Source organism: Streptomyces tubercidicus (assembly GCF_027497495.1).
In the GTDB taxonomy this organism is placed as follows: Bacteria; Actinomycetota; Actinomycetes; order Streptomycetales; family Streptomycetaceae; genus Streptomyces; species Streptomyces tubercidicus.
Genome location: NZ_CP114205.1, coordinates 1,380,034 through 1,396,053, shown reverse-complemented (window position 1 = coordinate 1,396,053; position 16,020 = coordinate 1,380,034). Strand labels below are relative to the sequence as shown.

Here is a 16,020-nt window from a genome sequence, read left to right as displayed (position 1 = left end):
GGGGCGGGCGCGCGTCCGCTGTGCGCCGGGGGGACCGGCCCCCGGCCGTGCCCGCCGCGGCATCCGGAATTCACCTGGAGTCCAGTCGTGGTGTCAGTGGCTCGTGTTTCGATGGACACATGATCGAAGCACTTCGTACCGAAGATTCGGGAGAGATCGCGATTACTCCGATTGCCGCCACCCCGCCCGTCGCGACCCCGGCCACCACTCAGGACGGCCCGTCGCTCGACCTCTCGTCGCTGGATCTGGCCGCCGTCGAGACCGCCATCCGCCGCGCCGCGGCCGACGAGATCGTGCCCCGCTTCCGGCAGCTCGCCGCCGAGGACATCGTCGAGAAGAACGGGCCGCACGACCTCGTCACGGTCGCCGACCGGCTCGCCGAGGAGCACCTCACCGCCTCGCTCACGGCCCTGCTGCCCGGCTCCCGGGTGGTCGGCGAGGAGGCGGTGCACGCCGACCCGCGGGTGCTCGACGCGCTGCACGGGGACGCCCCCGTCTGGATCGTCGACCCGGTCGACGGCACCCGCCAGTTCGTGCACGGTGACCCCGGTTTCTGCACCCTGGTCGCGCTCGCCCACCGCGGTGAGGTGCTGGCCTCCTGGACGTACGCCCCCGCGCTCGGCCTGATGGCCGTCGCCCGCCGCGGCGCCGGCGCCTGGCTGAACGGCGTTCCGCTGCAGGCCGGCAGCCCCTCCTCCGGGGCGGTCCTCGATGTCGCCACCTCTCACTACGACTTCACCAACGACGAGCAGAAGCGGGTGCTGGCCACCCTGGAGACCGGCGGTATCGCCCCGCGCCCCTGTGGCTCGGCGGGCCTGGAGTATCTGTACATAGCCCGCGGCGAGATCGACGCCACGGCCTTCAGCTGGGAGAACTCCTGGGACCACGCGGCCGGGCTGCTGCTGGTCCATGAGGCGGGCGGCGCCAGCGGCACGGTCGCCGGGCAGCCGTTCCGTATCGAAGGCGGTAATGCGCTGCCCTTCACCGCGGCCCGGGACGCCGAAACGGCGCGGCGTATCCTCGGACTGCTGGCAGCCGCCAACTGACCCTCGACGGCGAGGGTCGTACGCGAGGGGAGTGGCGCAGGTGCCGAGGATGCTCGATGCCGTGGTCATCGGAGCGGGACCCAACGGCCTGACGGCGGCCGTCGAACTGGCCCGCCGCGGTATGTCGGTGGAGGTCTTCGAGGCCCGCGACACCATCGGTGGCGGCGCCCGTACCGAGGAGCTGACCCTCCCCGGTTTCCGCCACGACCCCTGCTCGGCGGTGCACCCCACCGGCGTCGGCTCGCCCGCCTTCTCCGCCATGCCGCTGGACCGCTACGGCCTGGAATGGCTGCACCCGGACCTCCCGATGGCGCACCCGTTCCCGGACGGTACGGCCGCCGTGCTCGCGCACTCCGTCGGCGAGACCGCCATGTCCTTCGGAGCGCGGGACGCCGGCACCTACCGCAGGCTCGTGGCCCCCTTCATCGGCAAGTGGGACACCATGGCCCACGACTTCCTGCGCACCCAGTGGCTCGGTCTGCCGCAGGACCCGGTGACCTACGCCCGCTTCGGCCTGGTCGGGATGCAGCCGGTCAGCCTCCTCAACCGCCGTTTCCAGGGCGCGAAGGCCCGCGGCCTGCTGGCCGGACTCGGGGCGCACGCCAATGCCCCGCTCAGCGGCATCGGAACCTCCGGGATGGCCCTGATGTTCGCGCTCGGCGCGCACCACAAGGGCTGGCCGGTACCGCGCGGCGGCTCCCAGGCCATCTCCGACGCGCTCGCCGGTCTGCTGCGCGCCCATGGCGGCGTGGTGCACACCGACTTCGAGGTCAAGCGCCTGGACGACCTGCCCCCGGCCCGCGCGTATGTCTTCGACACCTCGCCGACCGCGCTCGCCCGGATCGCCGGACTGGGCAACGCCTACCGCGACGTGAAGTACGGCCCCAGCGTCTTCAAAATCGACTACGCGCTCTCGGCCCCGGTCCCGTGGACGGCCCAGGAGGCCCACCGCGCCGGTACCGTCCACATCGGCCCCACCAGCGGCGAGATCGGCGCCGCCCTCAACGCCGCCACCCACGGCGAGGACCCCTCCGTCCCCTTCCTGATCACCGCGCAGCCCAGCCTGATCGACCCCACCCGCGCCCCCGAGGGCAAGCACACCTTCTGGGCGTACGGCCATGTCCCGCACGGCTGGGAGGGCGACGCCACCGACGCCGTCGAGCGGCAGATCGAGCGCTTCGCCCCCGGCTTCCGTGACCTCGTGCTGGCCCGTGCGATCGCCGGACCGCCGCAGATCGCCGCCCGCAACGCCAATTACGTCGGCGGCGACACCAACACCGGCTCCGCGGCCGGTCTGCGCCTGCTCATCCGCCCCAAGCTCGCCCGCGTCCCCTACGAAACCGCCCACCCCGCCGTCTACCTCTGCTCCCAGGCCACCCCGCCCGGCCCCGGCGTCCACGGCATGTCCGGCCACTACGCCGCCAAGGCGGTCTGGCGCCGACTGCGCGCCAACCGCCGCTGATTGGCGGCCTGTTCGGCGCCCCGATCACCACTGACCAACGGCCGGCTCGGCGCGCCGATACTCCAGGTCTGCGACGCCCGTATGCCCCGCTCGTCGTGCCCGGAGAACCCGCCGGACACCCTCTAGGCTCGGCCACCATGAGCACCTCCCTCACCCTCATCCAGGGCGATATCACCGAACAAGCCGTGGACGCCGTGGTCAACGCAGCCAACTCGTCGCTCCTCGGCGGCGGGGGAGTGGACGGCGCGATCCACCGGCGCGGCGGCCCGGAGATCCTCGACGCATGCCGCGATCTGCGCGCCGCGCAGTACGGCCGGGGCCTGCCCACCGGCCAGGCCGTCGCCACCACCGCAGGGCGGCTGCCGGCCCACGGGGTCATCCACACCGTCGGCCCGGTGTACTCCGCCTCCGAGGACCGCAGCGAGCTGCTCGCCTCCTGCTACCGCGAGTCGCTGCGGGTCGCCGACGCCCTCGGCGCCCGCACCGTCGCCTTCCCGGCCATCTCCACCGGTGTGTACCGCTGGCCGATGGACGATGCGGCGCGGATCGCGGTGGAGACCGTACGGGAGACGGAGACGGCCGTCGGCGAGGTGCGCTTCGTCCTCTTCGACGAGCCGGCGTTCGCCGTCTACACCGCGCTCGTCCGCTGACGGCGGGCGCGGTCCGTCCGGAGGGGTACCTGGGACGGGACGCCACGCCACGGCACGGCACGGGACGGGGTCCGCTCGCCGACAGACGGAAACGCGGAAAGGCGAAACGGCCCGCCGGATCGAAGCGGCGGACCGTTATCCGGGAGCGAGTTCAGGCATGGGGGTCGAACGGGATATCGGCCGGCTTGGCCTTTTCCAGGTTGGTGTTGAACTCGCTGTCCTTGATGCCGAACGTGGCCTGGCCGAAGTCGGCCTGGCTCAGCTTGTCGCGGAGGCCGTCGGGGTAACCGTCCCAGCCGACGAGCGTCGGGTACTGCCATGTCCCCTTGTGGTTCTCCACCGGGTCATCCGAGGAGTTGGCCGCGCGGAAGGCGTGCGTGCTGCCGCCGTCCTTGTGGTAGACGACCTTGGGGTGCTTTCCGTCAAAGAGGATCTGCGAGCGGTCGTGGGTGGTGAATTTGCCGTGCGCCGACGTCGAAACGTATTGGACCTGATCGTCCTTCACCCACACCACGATGTGTTCCCAGTCGTGCCGGTGTCCGGCACTTCCGGGACCGAGTGAGGCTTGGTCCTTCTCGAAGTAGAGGGTGTACATGATCGCGCACCAGCCGTTGTTGCACTTCTGGCGCGAGTAGGAATTGGTGTTGTCGAGATCCGACTCGTCACGGCAGCTCCCGTTCGTGTCCCCGCCGAGGCTCAGGCCGGGAGCTACCGTGCCATCGGCCCCGATGGCGGGAGTGGGGTAGCAGCCGTCCTTGTCGTAATCGAAGGCGGGCTGGAAGTTCCGCTCGGCGTCACTGGCGTTGGCGGGGAGGGCCGAGGGCGGGTCCGCCAGCGCCGTGGTCGGGAAAACGGTGAGCAGTGCGGCGGCGCCGAGAAGGCCGCCCGCGGCGAGCGAAGCCTTGCGGAATCGCCGGCCTCCGCGCTGGGCGGAAGAGGCGCCCTTCCGGTGGGTTCCGGATATCTTGCGGTTCCGGAAGAGCTGGGATGACGAGCTGTTATGCACTGCGATCTCCTCTTCGTCCCCGGCAGGTTTGCCGGTTGGTCTTTATTGCCGTTCGGTTCTGTGGTGGTGGGGCTGGTGGCTCCCAGCCGCTGGTGGCCCTCAGTCAGAGACCGGGCTGACTCCCGGTCACGGCTGACGCCGCCAGGGACCGGTGATCGCGAGCATGATGCCGGGGGTCTGGATGTTGGCGAACAGAGTCCGCCCGTCCGGCGAGAACACCACACCGGTGAACTCGCTGAACTCCGGCTCGGCCGCGGTCCCGACGTTCAGCTCATTGCGTGCGATGGGATACGTACTGCCGCTCTCGGTGGCCCCGAAGAGGTGCTGGATGCCCTCCCCGTCCTCGGCGATGATCAGCCCACCGTACGGAGAGACCGTGATGTTGTCGGGGCCGTCGAGGGCCCCGTCGGCGGCCGGGTTCTTGTTGACGCCCAGCAGCACCTTGAGGGTCAGGGTCCGGCGGCGCGGGCAGTAGAACCACACCTGGCCGTCATGCTGGACCGGGCTCTCCTCACGGGCGTAGGACGCCACGATGTAGGCGCCGCCGTCCGCCCACCACATGCCTTCGAGCTTGCGGGCCCGGGTGACCTCATCGTCGGCGAACTGCTCACGCACCGGCTTCGACTGCGCGTCCCGGTCCGGCACCTCGGCCCAGTCGACGCGGTAGACCGTGCCGGTCCTGGTGGCCCGTGAGAGATCGTCGACGAACCGACCGTCCGAGTCGTAGCACTTGGGTGCCAGAAGCACACCGGCATCATCGGCCAACTTCCGGAGCTGACCGCGGCCGTGGCGGAAACCATGCGGCGGCACCCAGCGGTAGAACAGCCCGTTCGGGTCGGAGGCGTCTTCGGTCAGGTACAGGTCACCGCGGTGGGTGTCGACGACCACGGCCTCGTGCTCGTAACGGCCCAGCGCCTTGATGGGCTTGGGGTCCAGGTTCGCCCGGCGGTCGTACGGGTCGACCTCGAAGACATAGCCGTGGTCCTTCGTCATACCGTGCTGACCGGCCTTGTCGGCGGTCTCCTCGCAGGTGAGCCAGGTGCCCCAGGGGGTGCGGCCACCCGCGCAGTTCTGCGACGTACCGGCGATGCCGACCCACTCGGCGACGTGCCCGCCGTGCCGGTGCACCTCAACGACGGTGCAGCCACCCGCCGCTGCCGGGTCGTACACGAGCCCCTCGGTGAGTGGGACCGGGTGCTCCCAGTCGGACCGCGGCCCCTTGAGCTCGTGGTTGTTGACCAGCAGGGTCGTGCCGCGGGGGCCTTCAAAGGTGGCCGTCCCGTCGTGGTGGGAGGGAGTGGTCTCCCCCGACTCCAGCTTGGTGACACCGCTGCGGGTGATGACCCGGTACGAGAATCCCTGCGGGAGCGCAAGGATGCCTGCCGGGTCACTGAGCAGCGGGCCGTATCCGGCCGCCGGGTCGAAGCGGTCCGCACCGCCCTGGGCGTTCTCCATCGCGAGTGCGCCGGGGGCGGTGCCCAGCGCGCCGACGCTGCCGGCCAGGGCGACCCCGGCTCCGGTGCAGGCCGAACGCTTCGCGAAGTCTCTACGAGTGAGCGCCACTTAATTCTCCTGAATGGCTGGATCTGTCCCCCGATCTATGGAGGGAACACTCTCGGCCCAGGGCATACGGGAGTTGAACGGCACGTAAAGGGCATGAGGTGATCGTCAGAGCCTTTATGCCGACATGTCCAATATGTGGACGCTCGGAAATCTGGGCACTGTATGGCAAAGCGGCTGGACCGGCCTCTAGTTGGTTCGGTGGATCGCCAACGAGGCGGAGCAGCGGGCCGGTTGACGGCCACCGGCGCCGGTCGAGCCGCCACATGGCTGGAGCCGTATGGTCCCCGCACTGATCGCGCCGCCCAGCGGAGTGCCGACAGCCGGCCGCAGACGCGGTCACCCACAGCGGCCATCCGTACCCCTGAGTACCGTCCGAGTCGCTGCCCACGACGGCGTGACCTATACAGGAAGTAGTGGCGGCCCGAATTCCCCCACTGCCGACGGGCAGGCCGGAGGGGGTGACAAGCGAATGCCGGAAGGTGACGCGCCCAGTTTCGTGGGCGATGTTGCGTCGGCCATGCTTGAGGTGCTGTTTACCCAGTCACCCGTCGGCTTGATCCTTCTGGATCCCGAGCTGCGCGTGGTGGGTTTCAATACCGGCACCGCCAACATGGCAGGTGTGCGCGCCGAGACCATTCTGGGGCGCCATGTGCGCGACGCGTACGATCTCGCGGAACCCGACGAGGTCGAGGCCATGGCCCGCGGCGTGCTGGACAGCGGCGTGCCGGTGCGGGAGCACATCGTGCGCGGCCGCAGAGGGGGTGACCCGAGCCGCCTGCGTGATGTCGAGGTATCGGTCTTCCGGCTGCGCAGTCCGCAGCGGCAGGTCCTCGGCCTGGCGGTGTCCGTGGTCGATGTCACCGAACGGCAGCGGGCGCGTGCCCGCACGCGGGTGCTGGACTCGGTGCGTGAGCGCGCGGGACGGACGCTCGACATCTCGGAGACGTGCCAGGCGCTGGTGGACGCGGTGGTGCCCGAGTTCGCCGATATCGCCGTGGTCGACGTCGTGGACGCGGTGATACGCGGAGACGAGCCGCAGTTCGCGCCCGTGCCGCCCGGCACACCACTGCGCTGCGTCGCGTTCGGGGGAAGCCGGGGCGAGAGTCCGCTGCCGACCCCTTCCGGGGGCGATGTCCGCGACTTTCCGGCCCCCACCCCGTATACGCAGGCCCTGGCGGATCTGCGCCCCCGTACGGCGCTGCTGGATCCCGCCCCGCCATGGCTGGCGGCGGACCCCGCGCACAGCGAGACGATCCGCGCGTACTCCGCCCGGTCGCTCCTCACGGCTCCGCTGGCCGTACGTGGCGCGGTGCTCGGTTCGATCAGCCTGTACCGCACCCGCCGCAGGGACCCCTTCGACCAGGAAGACATCGACCTCGCGCTCGCGGTGACCGACCACATCGCCCTGTACCTCGACAACGCCCGCCGGTACACACGGGAACACAGCATCGCCGCCACGGTCCAGCGCTACCTCCTCCCGCGCCGCCCCATTTCCCGGATGGCCCTCGAAACCGCCTACGTACCCATGACCAGCAGCGGGGGAGGCGAGTGGTACGACACCATCGCGCTGTCCAGCGCACGGGTCGCCGTGGTCATCGGCCAGGTATCCGGGCGAGGAATCCATGTCACGGCCACCATGGGGCAGATGCGAACCGCCATCCGCGCCCTGACCGCACTCGACATCGGGCCCGATGAGCTCCTCGCCCGTCTCAACGACACGGTGTCCTTTCTGGCGGTCGAACGCGCCTCGCTGCCTCCTGGAGACCCGCTGCACCACGAAACGCTCACCGCCAGCTGCCTGTACGCCCTCTACGACCCGCTGACCCGCACCTGCACGATCGCCAACGCCGGCCATCCAGCACCCCTGATCGTCTGGCCTGACGGCACGACGGCGGAGGTCCCCGACCTTCCGGCGGGGCCTCAGCTCGGCAGCCCCGACCGGACGCCGTTCGCGGCCACCACCTTCGAAGTCCCGGTCGGCAGTGTGCTCGTACTGTCCAATGCCCCGCTGCTCACCGCCGAGACGCCAGGCGGTGCAGGCCCCCTGGAGGAGGCGCTGGCCCGCGTAGACCGGCCGCTCCAGGACCTGTTCGACGACGTCCGCTACCGCCTTCCGGCCGACACGATGCTCCTCCTCGTCCGGACGCGGCCCTTTCCCGACGACAGCGTCGCCGTCTGGCACATCGATGCCGATCCCGCAGCCGTCGCCCGTGCACGCGGGCACGTACGGGACCAGCTCGCCCGCTGGAACGTCGGTGAAGAGGCCGCGTTCAGCACCGAGGTGATCGTCAGCGAACTGCTCACCAACGCCGTCCACTACGGAGGCTCACCCCTGGAACTGCGACTGGTCAAGGACCGCACACTGACCTGCGAAGTCACGGACGGCAGCCCCGCCGCGCCCCATCTGCGCCACGCCCGGACGGTCGACGAAGGCGGGCGCGGCCTCTTCATCGTCGCCCAGCTCGCCCAGGATTGGGGCACCCGTTACCGCATTCAGGGCAAGACCGTCTGGGCCGAACAGGCCCTGCCGCTGATGCCTGAGGGGCAGCCGGCGGCGCCGCACCCGCAGCCCCACCCTGGTCACCCCACCTTGATGTCGGATTCTCGCCAGCCGAACGGCCCCGGCTGAGCAATCCTGAAGTCATGCACACCGACACCGAGCGCTGTCTGCGCGCCGTGCAGTCCAAGGACGCCCGCTTCGACGGCTGGTTCTATACGGCCGTCCTCACGACCCGTATCTACTGCCGTCCCAGCTGCCCCGTGGTGCCTCCCAAGCCGGAGAACATGCGCTTCTACCCGAGCGCGGCCGCTGCCCAGCAGGCCGGTTTCCGGGCCTGCAAGCGATGCCGCCCGGACGCCAGCCCGGGGTCCCCGGAGTGGAACGAGCGGGCCGACCTCGTCGCCCGCGCCATGCGGCTGATCGCCGACGGCATCGTCGACCGCGAGGGCGTCCCCGGACTCGCGGACCGGCTCGGCTACAGCACCCGGCAGATCGAGCGGCAGCTGCTGGCCGAGCTGGGGGCGGGGCCGCTCGCGCTGGCCCGCGCCCAGCGTGCGCAGACCGCCCGGCTCCTGGTGGAGACCACCGCACTGCCGATGGCCGAGGTCGCCTTCGCCGCCGGTTTCGCCAGCATCCGGACCTTCAACGAGACGGTACGGGAGGTCTTCGCGCTCTCCCCGTCGGAGCTGCGGCAGCGCGCACGGCCGGGCCCCCGGGCGACAGTGCCCGGTGCGCTCGCGCTGCGGCTGCCCTTCCGGCAGCCGCTGAACCCCGACAACCTCTTCGGACATCTCGCCGCCACCGCGGTCCCTGGCGTCGAGGAGTGGCGGGACGGCGCCTACCGCCGGACCCTGAACCTCCCCTACGGGCACGGCATCGTGGCCCTCTCGCCCCGCCCCGACCACATCGACTGCCGCCTCTCCCTCACCGATCTGCGCGATCTGGCCGGTGCCATCGCCCGCTGCCGCCGGATGCTCGACCTCGACGCGGACCCGGAAGCCGTCGACGGGCTCCTCCGCGAGGACCCACGGCTGACCCCACTCGTCGACAAGGCGCCCGGCCGACGGGTCCCGCGGACGGTCGACGCCGACGAATTCGCGGTCCGCGCCGTCCTCGGCCAGCAGGTCTCCACCGCGGCGGCCCGTACCCACGCCGGGCGGCTGGTCCGTGCCCACGGCGAACCGGTCGACGACCCGGACGGCGGCCTCAGCCACCTCTTCCCGTCCACCGCCGCGCTCGCCGGGCTGGACCCGGAGCAGCTGGCGATGCCCCGCACCCGCCGGACCACGCTCACCGGCGTGATCGCCGCCCTCGGCTCCGGTGCGCTGCAACTGGGCGTCGGCAGCGACCGGGACGCCGCACGGGCGCAGCTCGCGGCGCTGCCCGGCATCGGCCCCTGGACCGTCGAGTGCATCGCGATGCGCGCGCTCGGCGACCCGGACGCCTTCACCCCGACCGACCTCGGTCTGCGCCGCGCGGCCGCCGGCCTCGGCCTGCCGCACACCCCGGCGGCCCTCATCCGGCACTCCGCCCTCTGGCGCCCTTGGCGCGCCTACGCTGTCCAGTACCTCTGGGCGACCGACGACCACCCCATCAACCACCTCCCGACGAACTGAGCCCCCCGCCATGACCGTTCACACCCCCGAACCCGCCGCCCCCGTCACCCACACCGTCCTCGACGAAACCCCGGTGGGCCCGCTCACCCTCGTCGCCACCGGAGTGGCCCTCACCGGCCTCTACATGACCGACCAGCGCCACCGCCCGCCCCAGGAAACCTTCGGCGCCCCTACGGCCCCCGACGAGCCGCCCTTCACCGAGACCATCGCCCAGCTCCGGGCCTATTTCCGCGGCGAGTTGACCACCTTCGACCTGCCGCTCGCCCTGCGCGGCACACCCTTCCAACGCCGCGTATGGGCGGCGCTGTGCACCATCCCGTACGGCGAGACCGTCTCCTACGGCCAACTAGCCGACCGCCTCGGCACCCCGTCGGCCTCCCGCGCGGTCGGCCTGGCCAACGGACGCAACCCCATCGGCATCATCGTCCCCTGCCACCGCGTAGTCGGCGCCAACGGCAGCCTCACCGGCTACGGCGGCGGCCTCGACCGCAAACGCCGCCTGCTCGCTTTCGAGCGGACAGCGGACACCTTGTTTCCGGCAGAGATCTGAGCAGAGATCTGACAGGGGGCCACCAAACGGTCCGGCGGTCCGGTGGTCCCCTGCCGTAGGGGGGAGAGATCAGCGATCGGCGTTCAGTAGGCCAAGGATCTGTTCGTGCAGCTCGTGGAGTTCATGGAGTTCGTGCGGCAGGCGGATGGCCCAGCGATCCGCTGCCTCGGCCGCCAGGTCCCGGCTCCAGCGCCAGTTGTGCCGCGCTGCCGTGCGTACGTCCTGGTCACGGGCGGCGGCCGTGGTGGCGAGGTAGCGCTCGCGGTCGCTCGTGGGCAGGTCCTGTTCCAGCGCGCGACTGGGGGTGAGCCAGTGGGCAGTGCTGTCGCGAAGGAGGCGGCAGAGCTGGAGTTGCTGGGGTGCGATGACGGTGTGCAGCAGGGCGTGGGCACGGGCGACTTCGCCGCATGCCAGTACGTGGGCGAGCATGAGCGTCCAGTTGGCCAGCTCGTCGGTGAGTTGCCGGGCCGTGGTGGCCGGTTCGGGCGGACGGAAGTCGGTCAGCTGCCGGGCTGCCAGGGTCAGGCGACCGGTGCGGTCGAGCAAAACGGCTTCCTCGGGGCGGGGAAGGTGCACCATCCCTTGCCACGTGGGAACTTCGTCGATGCCGGGGGCCGCCGCGGTGAGGTGGAACTCGCCGCGCATCAGGTCATCGAAGATGACGGCGAGGACGCCGTACATGTTGGTGTACGCCAGCTTGAGCGGCGCCAGCTGCTCCAGGAAGGCGGGGCCGTCGAAGTCGGCGAGGTGGTCGTCCTGGATGTAGAGGTACGCCTCGATGTCGGAATGGGCGTCGGCCTCGCCCAGGGTCCAGGACCCGTAGAGCAGGACCGCCTCCAGGCGGATATCCGCGTGGGCGAGTTGCCGCAGCCGCGCGACGCGGTCGTCGAGGGCGGGGCAGGCAGAGCGAACGGACATGGTGGGTGGTATCTCCTGGGGAGAGCGTGCGGACACGCTGACGGGGCCCGGCGCTTGCCGGGCGGATGCCGGTGAACCGTCCCGGTCCGCTCAGGAGAAATTGCCCATGAGCGAGAGCATAGGGGACCCCGTTCATTCCTGGTCGGCGGTGGCAGATCCCCATGGCGGCGATCCCGGCGAAGCCAAGGGGGCGACACCGGCGAATGCCAGGCCGACGGGCGCCGCCCCTACCCGCCTCTACCCGCCCGTCACCGCCCCCACCTCCGCCACCAGCGCCTCCGCTTCCCTGATGGAGCGCTGCAACTCGCCCTCCGTCCGGCCGAGTTCGCCGAGGAGGGCGGTGGCGCGGGCGGCGAAGTCGGGTGGGGTGTCGGGCAGGGTCGCGGCGGCAGCGAGGGCGCCCTTTTCGTTGAGGCACCAGAGGCGGTGGTGGGCGTGCAGGGCCTGGACGAGGTCGCCGATGGCGCGGGACAGGCACAGGGCCGCGTGCAGGACGTCCCGGGCCGCGTACGACTTGCCGGCCATTGCCACCGAGAAACCGGCGTCCCAGAGCGCGGCGTTGGTCAGTGCCGTGCGCAGGGCTTCGGGGTAGTGCTGGGTCTCCGCCCGGAGGCGGGTCAGTTCGCCCTCGGGGTCGGCGAGTACCCGGCCCAGAGCCGCCTCGCCCGGGTAGGCGGGGGACCAGAAGCCGAGGGGGTGGCCGGCCTGGATGCCGAGTTCGAAGCGGCCCGCGCGGCACTCCTCCCAGACCTGCCGCACCCGGTCGATGTCCCGCAGGATCCAGTCGACATGACGGCCGTCAGGCAGCTCCAGCCAGGCGCCGCCGTTGACCCATGCGCCCCAGGACCCCGGCCCGTATACCTCGACGGGACCGCCGGTGACCTCGGTGGCCAGCGCCTCCAGCGCCACCAGGTCCGGTGCCCCCCGGTAGTAGACGCCCAGATCCCAGTCGGAGTCGGCGCGGTGCGTGCCCCGGGCGCGGCTTCCGCCGAGCATCACCCCGATGATTCCCGGTACCTGTGCGAGTTCCTTTGCCATGGCGTCCATGGCGGTCAGCCTAGGGAGTACCGATGCCCCGGTGTCCACCTTTTTACGACGGGCCATCAGCTCCATGCGGCGGAACGCCGTCTTCCAGTTCTACCGGGCCGCGGCCGGCCGCGAGGGCCTTGAGGGCGACGTCGAGTCGCAGGGCCATCTCGCGGTTCACAAGGGTCTGGGCCTCGTCCCAGTGCACCAGCCGCCAGGAGAGCAGCTCCTCCTCCTGGAGCCGGATCGCGGCGAGCCGGTCGGCGTCCAGCACCCCGCCGTCGTAGAGATAGAACACCAGCGGCGGCCGGTCCTTGCGGCGGACCCAGTCGATGAGGAGCAGCGGGCCCGGCTCGATGTCCAGGCCGATCTCCTCGGCGGTCTCGCGGCGGGCGGCCTGGCGGGGCGATTCGCCGTCGTCCGACTCGATGGTGCCGCCGGGCAGGATCCAGGTGTCGCGGTAGTTGGGCTCCACGAGCAGCAGGCGGCCCTCAGCGTCGCGGAAGAGGGTGCCCGCGCCGGCCAGCACACGGGGGAGCCCGGCGAGGTAAGTGGCGTAGTCCATGGTCGTCACGGCGTGAGCCTAGACGGGCGGGTCCGGGGCCGCGCCCACCTCGCGAATCTTCGAGGGGCGCACTCCGGGGGCGCTCGGCGGCACCGCGGACCGGGCGCCGGCTGCTTCTCGCGGACCTGGGCGCCGCCGACCCGGGGCGTCGCCGGGCCGGTGCCCTGTTCGCCGTGGCGCCCGCCGGATAAGGTCACAGCGGCGCGACTGCCAGTTCGAAAGCAAGGGGTAACACGGTGGCGGACGCATCAAGGACACCCACAGCACATGTGCTGATCGCCGCGGACAAATTCAAGGGCTCGCTCACGGCCGTCGAGGTCGCCGAGCATGTCACGGCCGGTCTGCGGCGCGCGGTCCCCGGACTGACGGTCTCGGCCGTCCCGGTCGCGGACGGCGGCGACGGCACGGTGGCGGCGGCCCTCGCGGCCGGCTTCACCCGCCACGAGGCACGGGTCACCGGCCCCACGGGCGCGCCGGTCACGGCCACCTTCGCCATGCGCGTGGGGACACCCCCAGCGGTAGCTGGCGGAGGCACCGCGGTGGTGGAGATGGCGGAGGCATCCGGACTCCAGCACCTCCCCGGGGGCGTCTTCGCGCCCCTGACGGCCACCACGTACGGCACCGGCGAACTGCTGCTCGCCGCCCTCGACGCGGGCGCGACCTCGATCGTCTTCGGCGTCGGCGGCAGCGCCACGACCGACGGCGGGGCGGGCATGCTCACGGCACTCGGCGCCCGGTTCCTGGACGCGGACGGCGCGCCGGTCGCCCCCGGCGGCGGCCCGCTGCGAGACCTGGCCACCGCCGATCTGTCGGGGCTGGACCCCCGGCTGGCGACGACACAGATCGTGCTCGCCAGCGACGTCGACAACCCGCTCACGGGCCCGAAGGGTGCCCCGGCGGTCTACGGCCCGCAGAAGGGCGCGAGCGAGGCGGACGTGGCCACGCTGGACGCCGCGCTGGCGCACTACGCCGAGGTGCTGGGGCGTGCGGTGGGACCGAAGGCCGCGGAAGCCGCTCTGGCACCCGGCGCGGGCGCCGCGGGCGGTATCGGCTACGGCGCGCTGGTCGGCCTGGACGCGGCCTTCCGGCCGGGCATCGACGTGATGCTGGACGTCCTGGGCTTCGCCCCGGCGCTGGCGGAGGCCACCTTCGTGATCACCGGCGAGGGCTCGCTCGACGAACAGACCCTGCACGGCAAGGCGCCGGCCGGTGTCGCCGCCGCGGCCCGTGCGGCGGGCCTGGACGTGGTCGCGGTCTGCGGCCGGCTCCAGCTGCCCCCGGAGGCGCTCGCCGCGGCCGGTATCCGGCGTGCCTACGCCCTGACGGATCTGGAGCCCGACCCGGCCCGCTGCATGGCGGAGGCGGGGCCCCTGCTGGAGCGCGCGGCGGAGCGGCTGGCGCGGGACTTCCTGGTCTGAGGCCCGGTGCGGCCCCGCACCGACCGCACCCACCACAACGCCGCGGGCCCCGAGCGAGTCATTCGCTCGGGGCCCGCGGCGTTGCTCTGCGTGCCTGCTAGGGAAGCTGTGCGGCGCGGGACTCCGCGCGCGACTCGCGGCGGTTGTCGCGGAAGGTGTTGACCCTCCGGGCCGTCGCGAACAGCGGGATCATCGCGCCCAGGACCACCTGCAGGGAGCAGCCGGTCTGCAGCAGCCGCTGACCGCCGGGGGCGTCCAGCGCCCAGGCGGTGAGCATGCCCATGCTGATCACGATCCAGCTGAGCATCGCGACCGCGAGGCGGCCGCGCGGCTTGGGGTACTCGACCCGGCTCACCATCAGCCAGGCCACCCCGATGATCGCCAGCAGCGTCGGTACGAACGGCAGCTCCAGCAGCACGATCGCGACGACGGTCAGGGCGCCGAACGGGCCGGGCATGCCCTGGAACATCCCGTCGCGCATCGGAACGCAGGAGAACCGCGCAAGCCGGAGCACCACCGCCAGCAGCACCACGACGGCGGCGACCACCGACACCCGCTGGTTCGCGTCCTGGGTGACCATGCCCCAGGTCACGACGAAGTACGCGGGCGCCAGCCCGAAGCTGATCAGGTCGGAGAGGTTGTCGAGCTCGGCCCCCATCGCCGAGGCCCGCAGCTTGCGCGCCACCAGCCCGTCGAAGAGGTCGAAGACCGAGGCGAGCAGCATCAGGATCACGGCCATCGCCGCGCTGTGCCGGGCCATCCCGCCGTCCTCGTTGCCCGTCAGATGCGGGATGAGGACTCCGGTGGTGGTGAAGTACACCGCCATGAAGCCGCAGATCGCGTTGCCGAGGGTGAGGGTGTCCGCTATTGACAGCCGCGTGGAGAGCGGCATGTCGTCCTCGTCCTCGTCGGTCTCGGGCGCCCAGCCCGCCTGTGTTTCAGGATCAATCACGGTCAAGGCGAGTCACCCCCGCGGTAGTGGCCTGGCCGACCTCGACCGCCGCCTCGACGCCCTCCGGGAGGTAGACATCGACCCGCGAGCCGAAGCGGATCAGGCCGATCCGCTCGCCCTGCTCGACCTTGGTGCCCTGCGGCACGTAGGGGACGATACGGCGGGCCACCGCGCCGGCGATCTGCACCATCTCGATGTCACCGAGCTCGGTGTCGAAGTGCCAGACCACCCGCTCGTTGTTCTCGCTCTCCTTGTTGAACGCCGGAACGAATCCGCCGGGGATGTGCTCCACGGAGGTCACCGTGCCGGCCAGCGGCGCACGGTTGACGTGAACGTTCAGCGGGCTCATGAAGATCGCGACGCGGGTGCGTCCGTCCTTCCACGGCATGATGCTCTGCACCACGCCGTCGGCCGGAGAGATGACCCGGCCCTGAGCGATCTCCCGCTCGGGGTCGCGGAAGAACCACAGCATGCCCGCCGCCAGTGCGGTGGTGGGCACGGCAACGGCGGCCCAGCGACCCGACCGGCGAGACCGGGCGAGGCTGACCGCTGCCGTGGCAACGGTCGGCAGGAGCCACGGCGACGCTCCGCGCGCGAGGCGGACGCGACCGCGTTGTGCAGAGGATTGGCTGTGGGGCATGGATGACCTTCGTAGCGGAGGATGCCGCTTATGGATACGGGGGACGGCGGCTTTCCATGGATGCTATCGGTTACGAGCGGCAACTGGCCAAGAGCCAGAGCCAATCCG

Annotated in this window: 14 protein-coding genes; 7 read left to right on the top strand and 7 right to left on the bottom strand. The window is 71.5% G+C overall.

All coding sequences use genetic code 11. From position 1 onward, the window contains the following. Positions 1-119: 119 nt before the first annotated feature. The 3 genes from STRTU_RS05930 (at position 120) to STRTU_RS05920 (ending at position 3,158) form a co-directional block, all read left to right on the top strand. Positions 120-1,046: an inositol monophosphatase family protein gene (locus STRTU_RS05930; RefSeq protein WP_246240148.1), complete on the top strand. Its 927-nt coding sequence runs from the start codon at positions 120-122 to the stop codon at positions 1,044-1,046. A gap of 40 nt (positions 1,047-1,086) precedes the next feature. Further along, a complete protein-coding gene (locus STRTU_RS05925; RefSeq protein WP_159742570.1) occupies positions 1,087-2,508 on the top strand; it encodes a phytoene desaturase family protein in 1,422 nt (473 codons plus the stop codon). 137 nt (positions 2,509-2,645) lie between these two features. Further along, positions 2,646-3,158 (top strand): O-acetyl-ADP-ribose deacetylase, encoded by a 513-nt coding sequence (locus STRTU_RS05920; RefSeq protein WP_159742569.1) that lies wholly within the window; start codon positions 2,646-2,648, stop codon positions 3,156-3,158. A 151-nt stretch (positions 3,159-3,309) separates the two neighbouring features. On the opposite strand, the gene STRTU_RS05915 is transcribed toward STRTU_RS05920, so the two are convergent. Together STRTU_RS05915 and STRTU_RS05910 are read right to left on the bottom strand one after the other, a co-directional pair. Then, positions 3,310-4,122 (bottom strand): NPP1 family protein, encoded by an 813-nt coding sequence (locus STRTU_RS05915; RefSeq protein ID WP_159746726.1) that lies wholly within the window; start codon positions 4,120-4,122, stop codon positions 3,310-3,312. 168 nt (positions 4,123-4,290) lie between these two features. Further along, positions 4,291-5,727: an alkaline phosphatase PhoX gene (locus STRTU_RS05910; RefSeq protein ID WP_159742568.1), complete on the bottom strand. Its 1,437-nt coding sequence runs from the start codon at positions 5,725-5,727 to the stop codon at positions 4,291-4,293. Positions 5,728-6,223: 496 nt separating this feature from the next. Here STRTU_RS05910 and STRTU_RS05905 point away from each other — a divergent pair, with 496 nt between their 5' ends. Genes STRTU_RS05905 through STRTU_RS05895 form a run of 3 tightly spaced genes read left to right on the top strand, consistent with a single transcriptional unit; the run spans position 6,224 to position 10,393 of the window. Beyond that, positions 6,224-8,356, top strand: a complete 2,133-nt coding sequence (locus tag STRTU_RS05905; protein WP_336298747.1) for an ATP-binding SpoIIE family protein phosphatase — start codon at positions 6,224-6,226, stop codon at positions 8,354-8,356. A 14-nt stretch (positions 8,357-8,370) separates the two neighbouring features. Beyond that, positions 8,371-9,843, top strand: coding sequence for a DNA-3-methyladenine glycosylase 2 family protein (locus tag STRTU_RS05900; RefSeq protein ID WP_159742566.1), 1,473 nt, complete (start codon positions 8,371-8,373; stop codon positions 9,841-9,843). Between the two features lie 10 nt (positions 9,844-9,853). Then, on the top strand, positions 9,854-10,393 hold the full coding sequence (locus tag STRTU_RS05895; RefSeq protein ID WP_159742565.1) for a methylated-DNA--[protein]-cysteine S-methyltransferase: 540 nt from the start codon (positions 9,854-9,856) through the stop codon (positions 10,391-10,393). Positions 10,394-10,462: 69 nt separating this feature from the next. Here STRTU_RS05895 and STRTU_RS05890 read toward each other — a convergent pair whose 3' ends face one another. The 3 genes from STRTU_RS05890 to STRTU_RS05880 form a co-directional block, all read right to left on the bottom strand. Then, on the bottom strand, positions 10,463-11,311 hold the full coding sequence (locus STRTU_RS05890; protein WP_159742564.1) for a nucleotidyltransferase domain-containing protein: 849 nt from the start codon (positions 11,309-11,311) through the stop codon (positions 10,463-10,465). A gap of 237 nt (positions 11,312-11,548) precedes the next feature. Beyond that, positions 11,549-12,358 carry a DUF4037 domain-containing protein gene (locus tag STRTU_RS05885; protein ID WP_159742563.1) on the bottom strand — a complete coding sequence of 270 codons (810 nt, stop codon included), beginning with the start codon at positions 12,356-12,358 and terminating at the stop codon, positions 11,549-11,551. A gap of 43 nt (positions 12,359-12,401) precedes the next feature. Beyond that, positions 12,402-12,911, bottom strand: coding sequence for an NUDIX domain-containing protein (locus STRTU_RS05880; protein WP_159742562.1), 510 nt, complete (start codon positions 12,909-12,911; stop codon positions 12,402-12,404). A gap of 260 nt (positions 12,912-13,171) precedes the next feature. Between STRTU_RS05880 and STRTU_RS05875 the strand changes: the two genes are divergently transcribed. Then, the gene (locus tag STRTU_RS05875) at positions 13,172-14,320 is read left to right on the top strand and encodes a glycerate kinase (RefSeq protein WP_159746725.1); all 1,149 of its coding nucleotides are present in this window, start codon (positions 13,172-13,174) and stop codon (positions 14,318-14,320) included. 97 nt (positions 14,321-14,417) lie between these two features. On the opposite strand, the gene pssA is transcribed toward STRTU_RS05875, so the two are convergent. Together pssA and STRTU_RS05865 are read right to left on the bottom strand one after the other, a co-directional pair. Further along, positions 14,418-15,278 (bottom strand): CDP-diacylglycerol--serine O-phosphatidyltransferase, encoded by an 861-nt coding sequence (gene pssA, locus STRTU_RS05870; RefSeq protein ID WP_159742561.1) that lies wholly within the window; start codon positions 15,276-15,278, stop codon positions 14,418-14,420. Continuing rightward, entirely contained in the window at positions 15,265-15,912 is a 648-nt protein-coding gene (locus tag STRTU_RS05865) for a phosphatidylserine decarboxylase (protein WP_042161276.1), read from the bottom strand. Before STRTU_RS05865 ends, pssA begins: the two co-directional genes overlap by 14 nt. Between the last annotated feature and the right edge of the window lie 108 nt (positions 15,913-16,020).